Origin of the sequence: Arthrobacter sp. OAP107, assembly GCF_040546765.1 — a bacterium.
In the GTDB taxonomy this organism is placed as follows: domain Bacteria; phylum Actinomycetota; class Actinomycetes; order Actinomycetales; family Micrococcaceae; genus Arthrobacter.
Window position 1 is genome coordinate 3,718,375 of record NZ_JBEPOK010000001.1, and the last position, 16,531, is coordinate 3,734,905.

At 68.2% G+C, this 16,531-nt stretch carries 13 protein-coding genes; 10 read left to right on the forward strand and 3 right to left on the reverse strand.

What is annotated here, in order from left to right; all coding sequences use genetic code 11:
- Window positions 1-152 precede the first annotated feature (152 nt).
- The 6 genes from nirB to ABIE00_RS17085 all read left to right on the forward strand — a co-directional run bounded on the left by nirB (window position 153) and on the right by ABIE00_RS17085 (window position 7,253).
- Window positions 153-2,813 (forward strand): nitrite reductase large subunit NirB, encoded by a 2,661-nt coding sequence (gene nirB, locus ABIE00_RS17060; RefSeq protein ID WP_354261903.1) that lies wholly within the window; start codon window positions 153-155, stop codon window positions 2,811-2,813.
- Window positions 2,814-2,815: 2 nt separating this feature from the next.
- Window positions 2,816-3,850, forward strand: coding sequence for a uroporphyrinogen-III C-methyltransferase (cobA, locus tag ABIE00_RS17065; protein ID WP_354261904.1), 1,035 nt, complete (start codon window positions 2,816-2,818; stop codon window positions 3,848-3,850).
- 14 nt (window positions 3,851-3,864) lie between these two features.
- Window positions 3,865-5,031, forward strand: coding sequence for a uroporphyrinogen-III synthase (locus tag ABIE00_RS17070; RefSeq protein WP_354261905.1), 1,167 nt, complete (start codon window positions 3,865-3,867; stop codon window positions 5,029-5,031).
- 246 nt (window positions 5,032-5,277) lie between these two features.
- Window positions 5,278-6,135 (forward strand): FAD-dependent oxidoreductase, encoded by an 858-nt coding sequence (locus tag ABIE00_RS17075; RefSeq protein WP_354261906.1) that lies wholly within the window; start codon window positions 5,278-5,280, stop codon window positions 6,133-6,135.
- 82 nt (window positions 6,136-6,217) lie between these two features.
- Window positions 6,218-6,973: a deoxyribose-phosphate aldolase gene (gene deoC / locus ABIE00_RS17080; RefSeq protein ID WP_354261907.1), complete on the forward strand. Its 756-nt coding sequence runs from the start codon at window positions 6,218-6,220 to the stop codon at window positions 6,971-6,973.
- A 46-nt stretch (window positions 6,974-7,019) separates the two neighbouring features.
- On the forward strand, window positions 7,020-7,253 hold the full coding sequence (locus ABIE00_RS17085) for a hypothetical protein (protein WP_331574023.1): 234 nt from the start codon (window positions 7,020-7,022) through the stop codon (window positions 7,251-7,253).
- A 78-nt stretch (window positions 7,254-7,331) separates the two neighbouring features.
- On the opposite strand, the gene ABIE00_RS17090 is transcribed toward ABIE00_RS17085, so the two are convergent.
- Together ABIE00_RS17090 and mfd are read right to left on the reverse strand one after the other, a co-directional pair.
- The gene (locus ABIE00_RS17090; RefSeq protein ID WP_354261909.1) at window positions 7,332-8,153 is read right to left on the reverse strand and encodes a metal-dependent hydrolase; all 822 of its coding nucleotides are present in this window, start codon (window positions 8,151-8,153) and stop codon (window positions 7,332-7,334) included.
- Between the two features lie 5 nt (window positions 8,154-8,158).
- Complete coding sequence (gene mfd / locus ABIE00_RS17095; RefSeq protein ID WP_354261910.1) at window positions 8,159-11,917, reverse strand: transcription-repair coupling factor; 3,759 nt, start codon at window positions 11,915-11,917, stop codon at window positions 8,159-8,161.
- 222 nt (window positions 11,918-12,139) lie between these two features.
- On the opposite strand from mfd, the gene ABIE00_RS17100 reads away from it, so the two are divergent.
- The 4 genes from ABIE00_RS17100 to nhaA all read left to right on the forward strand — a co-directional run bounded on the left by ABIE00_RS17100 (window position 12,140) and on the right by nhaA (window position 16,012).
- Window positions 12,140-13,699 carry an SDR family oxidoreductase gene (locus ABIE00_RS17100; RefSeq protein WP_354261912.1) on the forward strand — a complete coding sequence of 520 codons (1,560 nt, stop codon included), beginning with the start codon at window positions 12,140-12,142 and terminating at the stop codon, window positions 13,697-13,699.
- Window positions 13,700-13,746: 47 nt separating this feature from the next.
- On the forward strand, window positions 13,747-14,244 hold the full coding sequence (locus ABIE00_RS17105; RefSeq protein WP_331574031.1) for a DUF2505 domain-containing protein: 498 nt from the start codon (window positions 13,747-13,749) through the stop codon (window positions 14,242-14,244).
- Window positions 14,245-14,248: 4 nt separating this feature from the next.
- Window positions 14,249-14,470: an SCO4848 family membrane protein gene (locus ABIE00_RS17110; protein ID WP_331574033.1), complete on the forward strand. Its 222-nt coding sequence runs from the start codon at window positions 14,249-14,251 to the stop codon at window positions 14,468-14,470.
- 153 nt (window positions 14,471-14,623) lie between these two features.
- Complete coding sequence (gene nhaA, locus ABIE00_RS17115) at window positions 14,624-16,012, forward strand: Na+/H+ antiporter NhaA (RefSeq protein ID WP_354261913.1); 1,389 nt, start codon at window positions 14,624-14,626, stop codon at window positions 16,010-16,012.
- Window positions 16,013-16,050: 38 nt separating this feature from the next.
- On the opposite strand, the gene sufU is transcribed toward nhaA, so the two are convergent.
- Window positions 16,051-16,500, reverse strand: a complete 450-nt coding sequence (gene sufU, locus ABIE00_RS17120) for a Fe-S cluster assembly sulfur transfer protein SufU (protein ID WP_331574037.1) — start codon at window positions 16,498-16,500, stop codon at window positions 16,051-16,053.
- Window positions 16,501-16,531 lie beyond the last annotated feature (31 nt).

A 16,531-nucleotide genomic window follows, 5' to 3' on the forward strand; every position in this document is an offset into this window, starting at 1 on the left:
GAACGTAAAAGACACCTCACACGGCCCGAAACAATGCCGTGATGCAGAAGTTAAGTTCACGAAACAAACGGGAAACTGAAGCGAAACTGCGCCTCCCTAGTCTGGATGGACAAGCTGCAGAGCACCGTCTGCGGCCCAGCGAAAGGCCCACAGTGACCGAACAGACTTCAACCTCATCGACTCCGCGCCGCATCGTGGTCGCCGGCGGCGGCCCTGCAGCCCACCGTTTTGCGGACGCAATGCATGCCCGTGGCCTCGATGGCTGGCATGTCACGGTCCTCACTGAGGAAGCCCACCTCCCCTACGACCGCGTCGCGCTCTCCAAGGCCCTCACCGACATGGACTACGACCTCACCCTGGGTGAGGCCGCCATGTGGGACCACGCCAACGTGGAGCTGAAGACCGGCGAGCGCGTAGTCAAGATCAATGCCGGAGCCAAGACGGTGGAAACCGCTGCCGGCAACACCTATGAATACGACGAACTGGTAGTCGCGACCGGTTCGAATGCAGCCCGCCTGCCAATCCCCGGCGCCGAGCTAACGCACGTGTACCGCACGCTTGAAGACGTCTGGGCCATTAACAAGGCCATCGCCGAGCTCACGGAAAAGCTCGGCCGCAAGGTCAACGCCGTCACCATCGGTGGCGGCCTCCTCGGCCTCGAGTCCGCGGCCGGCACGGAGCAGCTCGGAGCCAACCCGATCGTCATTGACGGTTCGCAGTGGCTGATGGCCACGCAGCTCGACGAAGGAGCGGGCCAGGCAATGGGCCGGCTCATCAAGGCCAAGGGGTTTGAAGTCCACGGCGGCGTTTTCCCATCCGAAGTCCTCTCCGACGGCGAGGGCCAGGTCACGGGCGTCCTCATGGCCGACGGCCGCATCATCGAAGCCGACATGGTGATCGTCGCCATCGGCGTCCGGCCCCGCGACGAACTCTTCCGCGCTGCCGAGGGCGAGGAGCAGTTGTTCAGCCTCGGCCAGCGCGGCGGCGTGGTCATCAACGACTACTGCGCCACCGAAGTGCCGGGCATCTGGGCCATTGGTGAGGTAGCCAACTTCGGCGGCATGTGCCTGGGCCTGGTGGCGCCCGCCAACACCATGGCAGAGATCGTGGCCGACCGCCTGCACGGCGGGGATGCTACCTTCCCCGGCTTCGACACCGCCACCAAGCTCAAGCTGTCCGGCGTGGATGTAGCCAGCTTCGGCGACGCCTTCGCAAAGACCGAACACGCCCTCGAAATCGTCTACGCCGACCCCGCCCGCGGCGTCTACCAGAAGATTGTCACCACGGACGACGCCAAGACCCTCCTGGGCGGCATCTTCGTGGGCGACGCCTCGCCGTACATGAGCCTTCGCCCGCTGCTGGGGCGCGAACTTCCCGCCGAACCCGGTGCGTTCCTCAGCGCTGCCGGCGGCGGCGACGCCCCCGAAACCGAACTGCCGGACGACGCCACCCTGTGCTCCTGCAACAACGTCACCGCAGGCTCCATCCGCGACGCCATCAACGGCTGCGGCGCCTGCGAAGGCAACGCCCCCGTCCAGGAACTCGGCGAACTCAAGGGCTGCACCCGAGCCGGAACCCAGTGCGGTTCCTGCGTGCCGATGCTGAAGAAGCTGCTGGAAACCGAACTGACCAAGTCCGGCGTCGAGGTTTCCAAGGCCCTGTGCGAGCACATCGAGCTGTCCCGCCAGGAACTGTTCGACGCCATCCGCGTCCTGGAACTGACCTCCTTCGAAGAGATCATGGCCAAGTACGGCACCGGCGCAGGCTGCGACATCTGCAAGCCGACCATCGCCAACATCCTGGCCAGCCAGAACAGCAACTACGTCCTGGACGCCGGCCGCGGCACCCTGCAGGACACCAACGACCGCGCCCTGGCCAACATGCAGAAGGACGGCACCTACTCGGTGGTCCCCCGGATCGCCGGCGGTGAGATCACCCCGAAGAAGCTCGGCGTCATCGCCGCCGTCGCCGAAAAGTACAACCTGTACACCAAGATCACCGGCGGCCAGCGCATCGACATGTTCGGTGCCCGGCTGGAGCAGCTGCCCGAAATCTGGAAGGAACTGGTGGACGCCGGTTTTGAGTCCGGCCAGGCCTACGGCAAGAGCCTGCGCACGGTGAAGTCCTGCGTCGGGTCAACCTGGTGCCGCTTCGGTGTCCAGGACTCGGTGGCCATGGCCATCCAGCTTGAGCTCCGCTACCGCGGCCTCCGCAGCCCGCACAAGCTCAAGATGGGCGTCTCCGGCTGCGCCCGCGAGTGTGCCGAGGCCCGCGGCAAGGACGTCGGCGTGATCGCCACCGCCGACGGCTGGAACCTGTACGTCGGCGGCAACGGCGGTGCCACCCCGGCCCACGCCCAGCTCCTCGCCAAGGACCTGGATGACGAGACCCTGATCAAGTACATCGACCGCTACTTCATGTACTACATCCGCACCGCCGACCGCCTGCAGCGCACCGCGCGCTGGCAGGAGGAGCTCGACGGCGGCATCAAGCACGTCGAGGACGTGGTGGTCAAGGACACCCTGGGCATCGCCGAGGAGCTCGAGGCGGCCATGGCCAAGCACGTCGACACCTACGTCGACGAGTGGGCAGACACCCTGAAGGACCCCGAGCGCCTGCGCCGGTTCCGCTCCTTCGTCAACGCCCCTGACCAGAAGGACGACTCCATCACCTTCGTCCCGGACGAGCGCGGCCAGATGCGCCCGGCAACGGCAGAGGAGAAGGCGCTAGCCGTTCAGCAGCCAGTGCTGATCGGGGCCTCCATTCCTATGCGGCCCTCCACACCGGAACTGCTTGACGAGAACGAGGTATAGGCATGCAGCTCAGCATTGATCTCACCGGCCGCGACGTCCTGGTCACCGGCTCCGATTTCGCCGCCCGCCAGGCCGTCCGCCGCTACGAGTCAGCCGGCGCCGTCGTCTCCCGCCTCAGCACCCCGCAGGGTGCCGGGCACGACGGCCCGCTGCCCGAGCGCCCGTTCCTGGTCGCGGCCGTCGACGACGGCCAGGCCGGCTGGGAACCGCTGCTGGACCGCTGCCGCGCCGCCGGCATTCCGGTGGCTGCCGAACCGGCCGCCGGCCGGGCCGGCCACGTCACGCTGGTTGGCGGCGGCCCGGGCACCGGCGAGCTGCTGACCGTGGCGGCCGTCAAGGCCCTGCGTGATGCCGACGTCGTGTTCTACGACCGGCTGGCCCCGTACCAGGAGCTGGCGTCCCTCACCTCCGCCGAACTGGTCGACGTCGGAAAGCGCCCGGGACACCACAAGGTGAGCCAGGGCGACATCGAGAAGCTCATGGTCGCCTCGGCCCTGGAAGGCAACAACGTGGTCCGGCTCAAGGGTGGCGACCCGTACGTCTTCGGCCGCGGCGGCGAGGAAGTGGCGTCCTGCGTCGCCGCCGGCGTCCCCGTCCGCGTCATTTCCGGTGTCACCAGCGCCATCTCCGTGCCGGCCGCCGCCGGGATCCCCGTGACGCACCGTGAAGTCAGCCACATGTTCACGGTTGTGTCCGGCCACGCGCCGCTCAGCGAGAAGGAACTCACGCACCTGGCCGGTCTGGGCGGAACGATCGTGGTGCTGATGGGCATCGGCACGCTGCACCACCTCGCCGCAGGCCTGCGCCGTGCCGGGATGCGCACCGACATGCCCATGGCTGTGGTGGAGCGCGGCTACCGGCCGGGCCAGAAGACCACCATCGCGGAACTCGGAAACATCACCACTGCCGCCGCCGGCTGCAGCAACCCCGCCGTCCTGGTGATCGGCGAGGTGGTGCGGGTGGCTGAGGCCAACCGCGGGCATGCCGAGGCCGCGGCGGACCTCGACCGCCTGGCGGCCTCGCTGCTGGGTTCGTGATAGGCATGAACGCAATGAATGCACTCGCCCCCACAGAAACAGCCCCCACCGAAACAACATCCACCGAAACCGCGCCGGAGGCGGCTGCCGAGGCCCCTCTGGAGGGTTTCCGGATCGGCGTGACCTCCCACCGCCGTTCGCGGGACCTCATCGAGGCCCTGGAACGCCGCGGCGCCGAGGTCCTGCACGCCCCGGCCTTGAAGATCGCCCCGGTGAACGAGGACATCAGCCTCATCGAGGACACCAAGGCGATCATCGCGGCCAAGCCCGACCTCTGCATCGCCACCACGGCCTACGGCATGCGCCGCTGGTGCGAGGCAGCGGATGCGTCGGGCATCGGCGAGGAGCTGCTGGAAACCCTGGGCGCCTGCCGGATGTTCGTCCGCGGACCCAAGGCCCGCGGCGCCGTGCGCGCGGCCGGCCTGGCCGACGTCGGAATCAGCAGTGACGAGACCACCGCAACGCTGGTGGACATGCTGCTGGCCGAGGGCGTGCGCGGCAAGACCGTGGCTGTGCAGCTGCACGGCTACACGGACGTCCGCCAGCTGGAGCGGCTGCGCATGTCCGGCGCCACGGTCCTGACCGTGACCCCGTACCGCTGGGTGAAGCCCGACGGCGCCGACCGCCTCCCCCGCCTCATCGAGGCTGCGTGCAGCGGCAACCTGGACGTCCTGACGTTCACGAGTGCCCCTGCCGTGGATGCGATGTGGAGCACGGCCCACGAGATGGGGCTGTACAAGCAGCTCGTGGAGAGCCTCAAGACCACTGTGACGACCGCCGTCGTTGGTCCCGTGACCGCGCAGCCGCTGCTGGACGCGGGTATCACCCCCCTGGTGCCGGAGCGGTTCCGGATGGGCGCACTGATCAGGCTGGTGTGCGAGCACCTCGCGCTGAACCATGTGCGCCGCCTGGACACGCGGTCCGGGAACGTGGAACTGCGCGGCCGTTCGCTGCGGATCGACGGCGAGGCGGTGGAGATCGCCCCGGCGCCGCTGCTGCTGTTGCGCGCGCTCCTGGGCGCCGGCGGCGCAGTCCTGTCCCGGGAGTCCCTCTCCGAACTCCTGGAACTGCGCGGCTCGGTGCACGCGCTGGACATGACGGTCAGCCGGCTGCGGTCCTCCCTGCCGGACGGCAAGCTCGTGGAAACCGTGGTGAAGCGCGGCTACCGCATCCGCGTCTAACCCTTCTACTGCAACGCGGGGTCACTTAGCGCCCAATTTCCGTGGTGGATTGGGCGCTAAGTGACCCCGCGTCGGTTTGTGCTTGGGGATGATTGTTACCGGGTGGTAAATAGCAGCGAACAGCCCGGGACAATTCCGCAATGGCCGGGAAACACCCGCGAAAAATGCTCCCCCTAGGCTGGGTCCCATCAGCACAACAGGGCCCCAGGTCGGCCCGCCTGGTGCAGCACTCGAAAGGGCCCGCACATGTCCGCTCCAGCACAGTTTCCGTCCACTGCCACCTCATCGAAAATCCTCATCGCCGGGGCAGGCCCGGCCGCCCAGGCCCTCGTGGCCCGGCTCGCCGCAGCCCAGTTCTCCGGCACAGTCACCGTGCTGAGCAGCCGCGACGACGCCTCCGACGACCTGCTGGAGCTAGCGGCCCTGCCGTTCGTGTCCGTACGCTTCGGCCAGCCCGCCAGCCACATCGACGCCGCGGCCAAGGTGGTCACCACAGCCGACGGCATGGAATTCAGTTACGACGAGCTGGTCATCGCCACTGGCTCGGCCCCGGTGGACTCGCCGGTGGACGGCTCCGGCCGCTGCCTCAGCTACTCCACCATCGACGACGCCGCGAAGATCGGCAACGCCGTCAAGGAAGTCACCCGGGTCCTGGGCCGCAGGCCGCTGGGCATCCTGGTGGGCACCGGTCCCGCCGCCGGACAGGCCGAAGCCGTGCTCCGTGCCCGCGGCGTCCGTCCCGTCCGCACCACTGCCCGGCCAGCCGCCGTCGTGCCAACGCTTGCCGGCTCAGTGCTGCCGGCCGCCGGCATCGTGTTCGAGGACGGCAGCCGCATGAACGGAGATCTCGTAGTCCTCGCCGAGGACCGCATGCCCCGGGACGGTCTGGCAGCCGCCGCCGGGGTGAAGACGGCGGCGTCGGGCGGGATCGTCGTCGGCCGGGACTTCCGCTCCTCCGTGCCGGGCATCTGGGCCATCGGGGATGCGGCAGCGTTCGACGGCGTACGGCTGGGTTTGCTGGTGGCGTCCGGGTCCGCTGCCGGCGCCTGCGCGGCGGAGCTCATGGCTGCGGCTTCCGTGGGGCAACTGGCCACCGCTGCGTAGCTTTCCCGCTGTGGCAGGATGGTTCGAAAGGACGCCGCGATACCCGGGGCGCCGTCGGCCAAAGGCCCGTGGAAAGGACAGCATGAGCAATGAAGCCAGCCCCGGAACGGGCACCGCGACCAGCCCAGCAGGATCGCCCGGCGCACGTGCCGGGGAGGGCAGTGGGGCGCCGGGCATCGCGTCCTACATCGACCACACGCTGCTGAAGCCGGAGGCCGGCGAGGCGGACATCCTCAAGGTGTGTGCCGAGGCCGCCGAATACAAATTCAAGTCGGTATGCGTGAACCCGCTGTGGGTCAAGACGGTCAAGACTGCACTCAAGGGCACCGGCGTGCTCACCTGCTCCGTGGCGGGTTTCCCGCTGGGCGCCACGCCCAGCGACGTCAAGGTGTTTGAGGCGCGCGGGGCCGTGCTGGATGGTGCCGACGAAGTGGACATGGTCATCGACATCGCCGCGGCCAGGGCCTCGGACAGAGGCGCCCTGATGGACGACATTAAGGCCGTGGCCGAGGCCGTGCACGCCGAAGGGGCGATCCTGAAGGTCATCATCGAGACCGGCCTGCTCAGCGACGGCCAAAAAGTCCTGGCCTGCGAAGCGGCCGTGGAGGCCGGGGCCGACTTCGTCAAGACCTCCACGGGCTTCAACGGCGGCGGCGCCACCGTCGAAGATATCGCCCTTCTGCGGCGCACCGTGGGTCCGGACCTGGGCGTTAAGGCGTCCGGCGGCGTGCGGTCCCTCGAGGACGCACAGGCTATGATTGCTGCAGGTGCAACACGTATTGGCGCCAGCTCCGGTATTGCAATCGTCAAAGGCGAACAGGGTTCGTCTGCGTACTGACCGGCGGCCGCCACAGTTTGAGCCCCGCGGGGCCGAGGAGGAATGAATGTCCAGCAAGATTGACCAGCAGGTAAAGACGCCCCAGAACGAGAACCCGCTGGCGGGCAGCATCGTTCTTTTCGTGGTGATCATGGCCCTGTTCCTGGGTGCCATCTACTCGCTGTCCTTCCTGTCGCTGGCCAACCCGTGGCCGATGGCCGTGTGCCTCGGCCTCTTCGCCCTCGCATTCTGGATCCCGCAGACCATCACCGGCCGCTCCGACTCAGCCGGCGAGTACTAAAGACCACGAAGAATTAACGGCCGAGGCCCCGGGAATCCCCGGGGCCTCGGCCGTTTAACCGTCAGTCAGCCCGCAGGCCTACGGCAGTCCCAACACGCTGCTGGCGAGCCGCCCGGCCAGGGCCAGCGCGGCCGGGAAATGCGTACCGGCCAGCGACCAGGCCGCCAGGCACATGCCCACCATCGCGTAGCCGCTCACCGGAATCAGCACCAGCCACTCCCGCCGCGAGCCGGCCCGGCCCAGCAGCGGGACGGAGAAGGCGCCGTTGGGCCGCCAAAAGTTCCTCAGCACCCAGAGCCGGCGGAGGAACTTTGGCGGCTTGATCACCAGTGGCCAGAGGAGCGGGACACCTCCAGTGGTCACCATGTCCCCCACGATGTGGACCACGACGCCGATCAGCATCGACATGGGCAGCCAGGTCCACTGGTGTGGCGCGAACCATGTCACCAGTCCGGCCATGGCAAGGGCGAAGACCCAGTTGGTGATCCATCCGGACTTCGGAAACAGCTTCAGCGCCTTGGCGGCGATGTTGATCATGAACATGCACAGCAGCCCGGCGCCGACGGACAGCACACCCCACGGCGTGTCCACCTGGACCTGCGCCGCGGCCGCGGCGAGCAGCACGAACATGGCTGCCCCCAGCACCGAGTGCGTGCCCTGCCGATGGCCGCCGCTGGCATTCTCGATGCCCACGGCGATCATGTTGGACAGCGGCGGCAGCGAATGCGCCACGGTGCTGGAGCGGTGGTCCCAGTCGCATACCAGGGCGGTGCCCGCCGTCGCCATGCCGCCGATCAGCACGCCGGCGGCATCCAGCGGATACCAGCCCAGGGTGTACGGCCCCGTCGCGGCAACAGCCACCCACGCCGCGGCTCCTGACGCGGCGTGGTGTCCTCCCATCACGGCTAGCCCTTCGTGGCTTCGAGCGGGACCGGAGCGTCCGAGAAGATGTTGCGGATCACGCCGTCGGCCCATTCCAGGATTTCGGCGTCCTGCAGGTCGCGGCCGCCGATCCGTGCCGTCTTCGGCTTGGGGATGAGCACGGCGTCGAGGGCAGGCTTGGACTGAGCGCCAGGGTACATGCGGTTGAGGCGCATGGTCTTCGATTCGGGCAGCTGCGCCGGGGAGAACCGGATGAAGTTGCCCTGCAGGGCGACGTCGGACAGCCCGGCCTCGCGTGCACCCACCCGGAAGCGCGCGACGGCGACCAGGTTCTGCGCAGGCAGGGGCGGCTCGCCGTAGCGGTCCACGAGTTCTGCGAGGACCTCGTCGATGGCTTCGTTGGTCACGGCAGACGCCAGCTTCCGGTAGGCCTCCAGCCGCAGCCGCTCCCCCGGCACGTAGTCGTGCGGCAGGTGTGCGTTGACGGGCAGCTCGATCTTCATCTCGGCCGCCTTCTCCTCCGCTTCACCGCGGTACTCGGCTACGGCCTCGCCCACCAGCCGAATGTAGAGGTCGAAGCCCACGCCCTGGATATGGCCTGACTGCTCCCCGCCCAGCAGATTGCCGGCACCGCGGATTTCCAGGTCCTTCATGGCCAGCTGCATGCCCGCGCCGAGCTCGTTGTGGGTGGCCACGGCCTTCAGGCGTTCCAGGGCCACCTCGCCCAGGGGCTTCTCCGAGGGGTAGAGGAAGTAGGCGTAGGCGCGTTCGCGTCCGCGTCCCACGCGTCCGCGCAACTGATGGAGCTGCGACAGGCCGTACTTGTCCGCGCCGTCCACGATCAGGGTGTTGGCATTTGAGATATCCAGCCCGGTCTCGATGATGGTGGTGCACACCAGGACATCGAAGCGCTTCTCCCAGAAGTCCACGATGATCTGCTCCAGCCGGCTCTCGGACATCTTGCCGTGCGCCACCTCGACCCTGGCTTCGGGAACGAGTTCGCGGATCTTGGCTGCGGTCTTTTCGATGGTGGACACGCGGTTATGCACGAAGAACACCTGGCCCTCGCGCATCAGCTCGCGGCGGATGGCGGCGGAGGTCTGCTTGTCCGTGTACGGCCCTACGTAGGTGAGCACGGGGTGGCGCTCCTCCGGCGGGGTGGCCAGGGTGGACGTTTCGCGGATGCCGGTCAGCGACATTTCGAGCGTACGCGGGATCGGCGTGGCGCTCATGGCCAGGACGTCCACGTTGGTGCGCATCTTCTTCAGCGCCTCCTTGTGTTCGACGCCGAAGCGCTGCTCCTCGTCCACGATCACCAGGCCGAGGTCCTTGAACTCGAAGTCCTTGGACAGCAGCCGGTGCGTGCCGATCACCACGTCCACGGAGCCGTTCTTCACGCCCTCGACGGTTTCCTTGGCTTCCTTGGCGGCCTGGAACCTGGACAGCGGCTTCACGCGCAGCGGGAACCCGGAGAAGCGCTCGGTGAATGTTTCGTAGTGCTGCTGTGCGAGCAGGGTGGTGGGCACCAGCACTGCTACCTGCTTGCCGTCCTGCACGGCCTTGAAGGCGGCGCGGACGGCGATCTCGGTCTTGCCGTAGCCGACGTCGCCGGAGACCAGCCGGTCCATGGGGATCTCGCGCTCCATGTCGGCCTTGACCTCGTTGATGGTGGTGAGCTGGTCCGGGGTTTCCACGTACGGGAAGGCCTCCTCCAGCTCGCGCTGCCACGGCGTGTCCGGCGCGAAGGCATGGCCGCGCGAGGCCATCCGCGCCGAGTAGAGCCGGATGAGCTCGCCGGCGATTTCCTTGACCGCCCGGCGCGCCTTGGACTTGGTGCTGGCCCAGTCCGCGCCGCCCATCTTGCTCAGCACGGGGGTGTCGCCGCCGACGTAGCGGGTCACCTGGTCCAGCTGGTCGGTGGGGACGAACAGCCGGTCCCCCGGCGCCCCGCGTTTGGACGGCGCGTATTCGAGGACCAGGTATTCCCGGACACCGTCTCCCCCGCCAGCGACCTTTCGCTGGATGAGCTCCACGAACCGGCCGATGCCGTGCTGCTCGTGCACCACATGGTCCCCGGCCACCAGCTGCAGCGGATCCACGGCGTTCCGCCGCTTGGACGGCATGCGGCGCATGTCCTTCGTGGAGCCTGCGGAGGTGCGGCCGAGCAGGTCGGCCTCGGTCAGGAGACCGAGTTTCAGTCCGTCCAGGACAAAACCGCGTCCGACGGCGGCGGTGGTCACCTCGATGATCCCCGCCTGGGGTTCGTGGTCCAGTGTGTCCACCCGGGCGCAGGGGATGTCGGCGTCGTGGAACAGTTCGGCCAGCCGCTGCGCCGGGCCCGGGCCTTCGGTGGCCACCACGAGCCGCCACTGGTCCCGCACGTGCGAGCCGATGAAGTCCATCATTTCCGCCACGTCGCCCTGGTAACCGCGCGGTTCGCGGGCGTGGAGGTTGAGCACGTCGATGTCCGGTGTGAGTTCCTCGTCCGTGGCCAGCGACGTGATGGACCACCAGGACACCTCGTTCCCGAGCGCCGCAGAGCGGGTCTCGGCAAGCGAGCGGAAACTGGCGGAATGCAGGGCCGCCGACGCCTGCGAACTCAGGACTGTGTCCAGCGCCAAAGGCGCAACTCCGCCGTCGGAGGCCGTGGACCACGCGGCTTCCAGGAATTCCTCGTTGGTGGCCGCGAGGTCGTGGGCGCGGGTGCGGACCTTCTCCGGTTCGATGACCACCGAGATGGACCCTGCGGGCAGCTGTTCCATGAACGGGACCATGGCGTCCACGAGGACAGGCGCCAGCGATTCCATGCCTTCCACGGCAATGCCGCCGGCGATCTTCTCCAGCATGTCGGCGGCGGCGGGCAGCTGGGACTTCAGCGTCGCAGCCCGGGACATCACCGAGGGGGTGATGAGGATTTCGCGGCAGGGCGGGGCGTGGAGTTCGGTGGGGTGGTGCACGCCGGGGGCGGAGAGCGAGCGCTGGTCGGCGACGGCGAACCAGCGCATCTGGTCCACCTCGTCGCCGAAGAACTCGACCCGGATGGGGTGGTCCTCTGTGGGCGGGAAGACGTCCAGCATGCCGCCGCGGACAGCGAACTCGCCACGGCGGGTCACCATGTCCACGCGGGCGTAGGCGGCGTCTGCAAGGTTCTTGACGACACTGCTGAAGGGCGCTTCCTGGCCGACCTTCAGCGTCACAGGAACCAGGTCCCCCAAGCCGGCCACGATGGGCTGGAGCACGGCGCGCACAGGGGCCACTACCACCCGGAGCGGTCCCGCTGCGTTTTCCGGGTGCGCTGAGTCTGCGGGATGGGCCGAGTCTTCAGGATGCGCGAGGCGCCGCAGGACCGACAGGCGGCGGCCCACGGTGTCCGAACGCGGGGACAGCCGCTCGTGCGGGAGCGTTTCCCAGCTGGGGAACTCGGCCACGGCGTTGGCCGGCAGGTAGGCGCGGAGCGCGGCGGCAAGGTCCTCGGCCTCACGGCCCGTAGCGGTCACGGCCAGGACAACACCCGGCGCGGCGTGGTCAGCGCTGGCATCACCGTCTCCCGCAGCGTTCAGCAGGCCGTCCGCCATCTCGGCGAGGAGCACGGGCCGCAGGCCCGCCGGGGCGCTGATCTGGTAGTCCTCGCTGCGGATGCTGAAGCTACGCCCGGCCTCGGCCTGCACCCGGGCGAACGTCTTGTCCGCGTGAAGGACGCGGCGCAGGCCGTTGAGTGGCAGTCCATTGGACGGCAGGCCAGTGGAGGGCTGGCCTTTGGGGCTCTGGCCTTTGGAGCTCATGGGCAGGATCTCCTGGAAATCTCATCGGAACGCAGGCAACACGAAAAGCCGAGATTCTCGCGAATGCCGGGGCTTCCAGCCTACCCCTGCAGGCATGGACGCGGCATCCGGGTCCCGGATGCTGCATTGCTAAGCTTGCTGAGCAGGTGAATTCGGCAGAGCCCGATATCCAGCACAGCCCGATGTCCAGCGCAGCCGTGCCGCCGCCCCAAGGAGACTCCCATGAGCGACCAGACCGGAAATGACAGCAGCACCGATGCCCGAACGGTGCTGGTCACGGGCGCCACAGGCTACATCGGCGGCCGGCTGGTTCCCCGGCTGCTCGACGCCGGGCACCGCGTCAAGGTGCTGGTCAGGTCCCCCGAGAAAATCGCCGGCGTGCCGTGGTTCGACGACGTAGAGGTGGTCAAAAGCAGCCTCGACGACGCAGCGGCCCTGGAGAAAGCCCTGCAGGGCGTGGACGTGCTGTACTACCTGGTCCACTCCATGGCGGCAGGCTCCGGTTTTGAGGCCAAAGAAAAGGCCATGGTCGAGCTTGTGACCGGTGCCGCCGCGGCAGCCGCGGTCCGGCGGATCGTCTATCTGGGCGGCCTGCACCCGCGCAACACGGCGCTCTCAACGCACATGCGCTCCCGTGAAGCGGTGGGGGCGGTATTCCTCTCCGGCCCGGTGGACGCCATCGTGTTCCAGGCCGGGGTGGTGATCGGTTCCGGCTCGGCGTCCTTCGAAATGATCCGCCACCTGGCCGAAACCCTGCCCCTCATGCCGGCGCCCAGCTGGGTCCGCAACCGGATCGAAGCCATCGCCGTCCGCGACGTGCTCCATTACCTCGTCGGGGCGGCATCGCTGCCGGAACCGCTCAACCGCACCTTCGACATCGGCTCCCGGGATGTCCTGACGTACGCGGGCATGATGAAGGAGTACGCGGCAGAGGCGGGCCTGCCGCCGCGCCCGGTCCTGGCACTGCCGGTGCCGGCACCCCGGCTGGCCGGATTGTGGGTGGCCCTGGTGACCCCCATTCCGCTGTCCATGTCCGTGCCGCTGGTCCAGTCCCTGCAGCACGACGCGGTCTCCGCCGAACACGAGATCGACAACTACATCAAACAGCCCGACGGCGGCCTGACCGGCTACCGCAGGGCCGTCGCCCTGGCACTCGGCAAGGAACGTGACGGACAGGTCGAAACCACCTGGGCCAATGCCGGCGCCGATGCCGACCCGCTGCCGAGCGACCCCGGCTGGGCCGGGCACCGGGTGTACGTCGACGAGCGGACTTTTGCCAGCGATGTGGACCCGTCGCACGTGTGGACGATCATCGAGGGTATCGGCGGCCGCAACGGCTGGTACTCGCTCCCGCTGGCGTGGAGCGTCCGCGGCTGGCTGGACAAGCTCTCGGGCGGAGCGGGCCTGCTCCGCGGCCGGCGGCATCCGCACCATCTGGTGTCCGGTGAGGTGGTGGACTGGTGGCGCGTGGAGCGGATCGAACGCGGCCGTTTGCTCCGGCTGCGGGCCGAAATGCGCGCCCCGGGACGCGCATGGCTGGAGCTCTGCGTGGAGCCCGACGGCACAGGGAGCCGGTACCGCCAGCGTGCGATTTTCTTCCCCAAAGGACTCAGCGGGCGGCTCTACTGGCTTGCCGTTCTGCCGTTCCACAGCATCATCTTCCCGGCCATGTCCCGCAACATTACCGCGGCGGCCCGGAGGCTGTCCGCCGAGGAGAAATCCGGCGTCGCAGAGCACAGTGCCGGACGTCCCGGTGCCGGGGAAGCACGGCCAACCCCGTAGGATGTGGTGAGCAAAAAGCGTTCTGACCCCACAACGACGGAGGATCAATGGCACTGAGTGCTTCCACCACCCTTCCCCACGGCGTCGACAGCGTCACCGCAGTCTTCGCGAACGAGGACTTCCAGCGCCACACCAGCGAGTACGTCGGCGGCAGCCTCGAGTCCTTCACGGTGGCGGGCGACATCGCCGGAGAGTTCAGCACCACGTCCGTGCGCACGCTTCCCACGACCCGCCTGCCGGAAATCGCCCGGAAGTTTGTCGGCGAGAGCCTCAAGGTGACCCAGACCGAAAACTGGGAGGCTCCGGCCGCCGACGGTTCGCGCCAAAGCACCATCTCCCTGAAGATTGCCGGCGCGCCGATCGACGTGTCCGCGGTCCAGCGTCTCGTTGCCGAGGGCGGCAGCACGCGGATTGAACTCGAAGGCAACGTCACGTCCTCCGTACCGTTCCTGGGCGGCAAGATCGCCGACGCCGCCGAGCCCATGGTGGGCAAGGCACTGAACATCCAGTCCCAGCAGGCCCAGGCCTGGCTCGAAAGCCACTGATCCCGTGGACGTCCCTGCCTTCATTGCGCTGGTCCTGATCGTTTCGGGCGTGTGGTCCCTGGTCGTGTGGCCGCAGTTCCTGCGCCGCGTCATGAAGGACCCGCGGGCACGGGACGCCGCCGGCAAGGCCACGAAGTTCCTCACCGTCCACGTGGTCCTGGTGACGGTATCCATGGTGCTGGGCGCCGCCACCGCCGCAATCGGAATCGCGGCGCTCGTCAGCTGATGCGCGTGTGACGGCTCCGCTGGGTGAGTTGCCGGAACCCGGTTTCGACAAGCTCAACCAGCGGAGCCGTAGCAGTCAGATAAGCTGGGTATTCAAGGTGCGCCGGGAAGTCTGGTCGGCAAGACGTTAGCCGATCCCTCGCGAGGAGCTCAAATGCCCAAGCCGTCCCGCCCTTCCAGGAAATTTCCCTCCCGGAAATTCCCGGTCTTCAGCCGCTCCACCTATCCCGAGTACCTCCGCATTGCCGCGATCCTCCGGACAGAAACAGTCGGCGGCGCACTCCTCCTGGTCGCCACGGCGGCCGCGCTGATCTGGGCCAACTCCCCCGCCGCGGATGCCTACTTTGGGTTGCGGGACCTCAAACTGGGCTATGAGCCCTGGCACCTGCAGCTGAGCGTCGGGCACTGGGCTTCCGACGGACTGCTCTCACTGTTCTTCTTCATCGCCGGCCTGGAGCTCAAGCGCGAGTTTGTCTCCGGCGACCTGCGCCGGCCCTCACGGGCGGTGGTCCCGGTAACAGCCGCGGTGGGCGGCGTTGCCCTGCCGGCCGTCATCTACTCCGTCATCGCCTGGAACCAGGGGGCCGAGGCCCTGAGGGGGTGGGCGATCCCGACGGCCACAGACATTGCTTTCGCGCTGGCGGTGCTCGCCGTCATCAACACCCACCTCCCATCGGCCCTAAGGACGTTCCTGCTCACCCTGGCCGTGGTTGATGACCTGATCGCCATCGGCATCATCGCGTTCTTCTACTCCTCCGGGCTCCAGCCGGCCCTGCTGCTCGCGGCCCTTGTCCCGCTGGCCGTTTTCGCCTGGCTGGTGCAGAAACGGGTCACCCGCTGGTACCTGCTCCTGCCGCTGGCTGCTGCCACGTGGGGTCTGGTGCACGCGTCCGGAATCCACGCCACAGTGGCCGGCGTCCTGCTCGGGTTCACCGTCCCGGTGGCCGCATCCCGGCGGGACCGCCACCCAGGCAGCAATGCCGACCGCAGCATCACCCCCGGCGGCGGCACCCACGACAGCGGCAGCACCGGCATGGCCGAGCGCCTGGAGCACCGGCTCCGTCCGCTGTCTGCGGGGTTCGCGGTCCCCGTGTTCGCGTTCTTCTCGGCGGGCGTGGCGTTCGGGGGAGCCTCGGGACTGGCGTCCGCCCTGGCCGATCCTGTGGCGGTGGGGATCGTGACAGCACTGGTCGTGGGCAAGGCCGTTGGCGTCTTCGGGGCAACGTTCCTGGTCACGAAAACCACCCGCGCCCAGCTCGACGACGGACTGAAGTGGGTCGACGTCGCCGGACTGTCCCTCCTGGCCGGTGTTGGCTTCACCGTCTCGCTGCTGATCGCCGAACTGAGTTTCGGGTCGGGCTCGGCCCATGACGACCACGCAAAGGTGGCCATCCTCGCCGGTTCGCTGACAGCGGCGGTGCTGGCCGCCGTCGTGCTTAAGGCCCGCAACAGGCACTACCGGCTCCTGGAGGCGGAGGAGACCAGGGACGACGACGGCGACGGCGTCCCGGATGTCTTCGAACGGTCCGAACAGGACCGCTAAGCCAGGACCCCTAAGCCAGGTCTGCCAAGCAGGTGCGCTCAGGCCGCCTGGTTCAGGGCGTCCTCTGCCGCGACCCAGGAGATCATGGCGCACTTTACCCTCGCGGCGTAGCGGGCCACGCCTTCGAAGGCGGCGGCGTCGCCCAGGATTTCCGGGTCGGCCGGGATTTTTCCGCGGGAGCGCAGCACCTCGCGGAAGTTCCCGATCACCGCGCGGAGCTCGTCCACCGTCATGCCCTCGGCGAGATCGCTCAGCACGGAGGCGGACGCCATGGAAATGGAGCAGCCTGCCCCGTCCCATGCCAGCTGCGTGACCGTGCCGTGGTCCACGGCCACGCGCAGGGTGACCTCGTCGCCGCATACGGGGTTGAGCTGGTGCGACTGGCCGGTGGAAGCACCGTCAGGGGCAGCCGTTGCAGCCAGTCCGCTGCCGTGCCGGGCCTTGGAGTGGTCGAGGATGATCTGCTGGTAAAGCTGGTCGAGGCTCATGCTCAGGTACCTGTCGTCGGGTTGCGGGGCC